The sequence below is a fragment of the Serratia sp. LTN-2 genome (assembly GCF_059740205.1).
Map to the genome: position 1 here is coordinate 1 of NZ_JCAXDO010000054.1, position 2,645 is coordinate 2,645.

5 protein-coding genes are annotated in these 2,645 nt (G+C 57.4%); all 5 read right to left on the reverse strand.

What is annotated here, in order from left to right; translation table 11 throughout:
* Positions 1-285 precede the first annotated feature (285 nt).
* A complete protein-coding gene (locus tag AC6BYQ_RS28200) occupies positions 286-621 on the reverse strand; it encodes a hypothetical protein (RefSeq protein WP_498057897.1) in 336 nt (111 codons plus the stop codon).
* A gap of 42 nt (positions 622-663) precedes the next feature.
* A complete protein-coding gene (locus AC6BYQ_RS28205) occupies positions 664-1,455 on the reverse strand; it encodes an N-6 DNA methylase (protein WP_498057898.1) in 792 nt (263 codons plus the stop codon).
* A 40-nt stretch (positions 1,456-1,495) separates the two neighbouring features.
* A complete protein-coding gene (locus tag AC6BYQ_RS28210) occupies positions 1,496-1,696 on the reverse strand; it encodes a hypothetical protein (protein WP_031494497.1) in 201 nt (66 codons plus the stop codon).
* 87 nt (positions 1,697-1,783) lie between these two features.
* Positions 1,784-2,245 carry a hypothetical protein gene (locus AC6BYQ_RS28215; RefSeq protein WP_498057899.1) on the reverse strand — a complete coding sequence of 154 codons (462 nt, stop codon included), beginning with the start codon at positions 2,243-2,245 and terminating at the stop codon, positions 1,784-1,786.
* A gap of 61 nt (positions 2,246-2,306) precedes the next feature.
* Positions 2,307-2,621, reverse strand: a complete 315-nt coding sequence (locus tag AC6BYQ_RS28220) for a hypothetical protein (RefSeq protein WP_498057900.1) — start codon at positions 2,619-2,621, stop codon at positions 2,307-2,309.
* Positions 2,622-2,645: the final 24 nt, after the last annotated feature.

Consider the following 2,645-nt stretch of genomic DNA (forward strand, 5'->3'; position numbering starts at 1 on the left):
GGGTGCGCAGCGGCCGCCCTGGCGGAGTGGGGCTCGACGACCGGACAGCAGCGCTGGCCGGGAGCCGAAGGGGGCCATCGCCCTGCCCTGTTTTCGGGGTATGGCCACGCAGCTTCAGCTGAGCAAGTTAACCAGCAGGACGCCGGTTATGATCGCAGGTAAGGAGAGATGCACTGCAACGGGGAATGGCATGAGCGCCGGAGGCGCTTTCGCCCTCCCCGTTTCCCCGAAGGGGTAACGTTTTGCGGTTGCCCCGATGATATGCACCGGGGCTAAGGTTCCCGTTCAGATCGGTTCTTCGCTGTCACCCCCATTTTCCTGCTCATAATGCATCACGGCCATATTCAGCAGGGCATTAAATCCATCGATACCCGCCCCGTCCGGATCGCACTGTTCGCACAGGTGCAGAAGATTGGCCAGAAAATCCGTGATGACGGTTTGCACGCTTTCGCTTTCCCTGTTCAGCCCGGTTTTACGGGCGAACTTCCAGAGCACATCTGCGGCCAGCGCGGCGTGATCATCGTTGCTGCGGATTTTTAGCGGTTCAGGCTGGTCTTTCAGGCGTTCTGCCAGCGTCTCCAGCACGGTCGCCGGAACAGCGTTTAGTGTGTTGCTTGTCATTTTATCTCTCCCTGCGGCAGGTCTGCCCTGCCGCTCTGTCAGTCAGGCGGCCACGGTGGCCAGAAAGTTTTTCATAGCTTCGAAACGGCTGCGGAACTCCAGACGTCCCTGCCAGTCATTGAAGTAATAAACGGGGGTATAACGCACGCGATTTGCTTTCAGGGTCAGCGTATTACCGGTCACGACTTTCGCAGGGATACCCAGTAGTGACAGCTGGATAAAGGCCATATCAGCTACCATCGGATCGATATCTGTGCAGGTGGCATACAGCTGTTCTGACGGGTTATATCCCGCTTCGGTCATCCAGTATGCAAAGGCAATGACCATACCGGCGCTACCACAGGCAGGCTCATCGAGCGTCATCCACCCCTCACGCTTTATCGTCTCCTGAGCGCCGGGCATGAGTAATCCGGCCATCAGGCGGGAGATGGAGGACGGAGAGAAATACTGCCCCATTTCGTCCGCGCCCAGCTCCTGCTCCATATACAGAGCGCCGAGGAAATCATGCATTTCACCCGCCAGTCCCTCCACCAACAGGCAGAACAGCTGGTTCATGGCGTCTAAATCGGACGGTTCATAACATTTGCAGATCAGATAGTTACTTTCCATACCCTCTGGCGTGCGCACCCGAGCCACATCCAGCTGGCTAGCAGCAAGCTGGATAAAGTCGCGGAACACTTCTGAACGGCGCATATGTTTCGCGGTTTGACGGAAGACACTGGCGAACTCTCTACGCGCCTCAGCTGGCGACAACATTCGGGCAGGAGCAGAAGCCCGCGGCAGCGCCTCTACCTGGTCAGACAGGAACAGGGATTCAAAACTCAGTTGTGACATGGTTTCTCCTTACCGGCCGCCCGCAGGCGGCCGTCTCCTGTTAAGCCAGTCCAAGCGCCGGGTAGACGCTGACAGCCAGACCACAGTCAGCATCGGCGGCGTAGCCCGTTTCGGCATTTACCACGGACAGGAACGGCTGCCACTGTGAGAAACGCAGCGCGGGTACGCGTGCGCGTTTTCCGGCGCGGAGGGCATTTACAAATGCCTTCGCCTGTGCGACAGTTTGCGGGTCAAATTTCACGATCAATCTCCTTACTTTGGTTGTGATTGCCGGTTCACCGTTGCTGCGGCTACCCGGCGTTGAGAAAGCAGGGGCAACCCTGCTTTTTTAATGCGCTGAATTCAGCGGTGCATCGAGACAGAAACGGGCGATCACGTCCCCAATCAGCTCCCGGTGATGGAGGGTGTGCAGGTCATGGCACTCAAAGAAACGCGCGCCATACCGGACGAAAATCGCGGTCACATCCCCGCCCGTAAACTCCATCGATTTGAACGACTCCCCGCCATACCCTCTGCACCAGTCCATTGGCGGCAGCGTTTCCAGCTGGTCGATGTACCGGGCCTCGGTGATTTCCACCCAGGGACGGCGATAGCCGTCATTTTGCTTTTCCTGTACCAGAGTCGCGGGGATCAGCTCCGCATCCGGATAGAGACGGCGCAGGGATTCCAGCGTTATCGCTTCACGCTGAGTCACCCACTGCCCTTCCAGCTGTGTTGCGCGGTCATAAACGGCGTTATGAGACGGAACGAAAAAGGCCATTGGTGCGGCGGTCGGAGGGTTAACGTTCATCTTTCAGGCTCCTGTCTGATTAGGTTCCGTGCGGCGGCTGCCGCACGGGGTGAAACCGGGTTTAAATGGCGATACCAGCGCGCTCGATCAGGTGCACAAACTGTTTGAAGTGGTCAGCTTCTGCCACATGGATATGGCGGAACTGTTTATCGACGCCGCTGCTGAGGGCGTAGAAATAGGTGCAGCGCATCGTTTCTGGGCAGCGTCTGCGCAGTTTCTTCAACTCAGCAAGGCTGCTGAACTCCAGAACATCGGGTTCCTCCGCTGAGTTTTTTTTCTGCTCAGCGACGAGGATCGTGTACGACACGGTTTTTCCCCCTATCTTCCTGGAAGATTCTTGAGCGGCGGTTTTGACGTTGACGTTTCGTGTGTGCATCCTGGTTTTCTCCTGTGGTGATGG

Excerpts from the sequence above, each read along its gene's own strand:
- AC6BYQ_RS28200 (WP_498057897.1), bottom strand. The coding sequence starts at position 621 with ATGACAAGCAACACACTAAACGCTGTTCCGGCGACCGTGCTGGAGACG.
- AC6BYQ_RS28205 (WP_498057898.1), bottom strand. The coding sequence starts at position 1,455 with ATGTCACAACTGAGTTTTGAATCCCTGTTCCTGTCTGACCAGGTAGAG.
- AC6BYQ_RS28220 (WP_498057900.1), bottom strand. The coding sequence starts at position 2,621 with ATGCACACACGAAACGTCAACGTCAAAACCGCCGCTCAAGAATCTTCC.
- AC6BYQ_RS28215 (WP_498057899.1), bottom strand. The coding sequence starts at position 2,245 with ATGAACGTTAACCCTCCGACCGCCGCACCAATGGCCTTTTTCGTTCCG.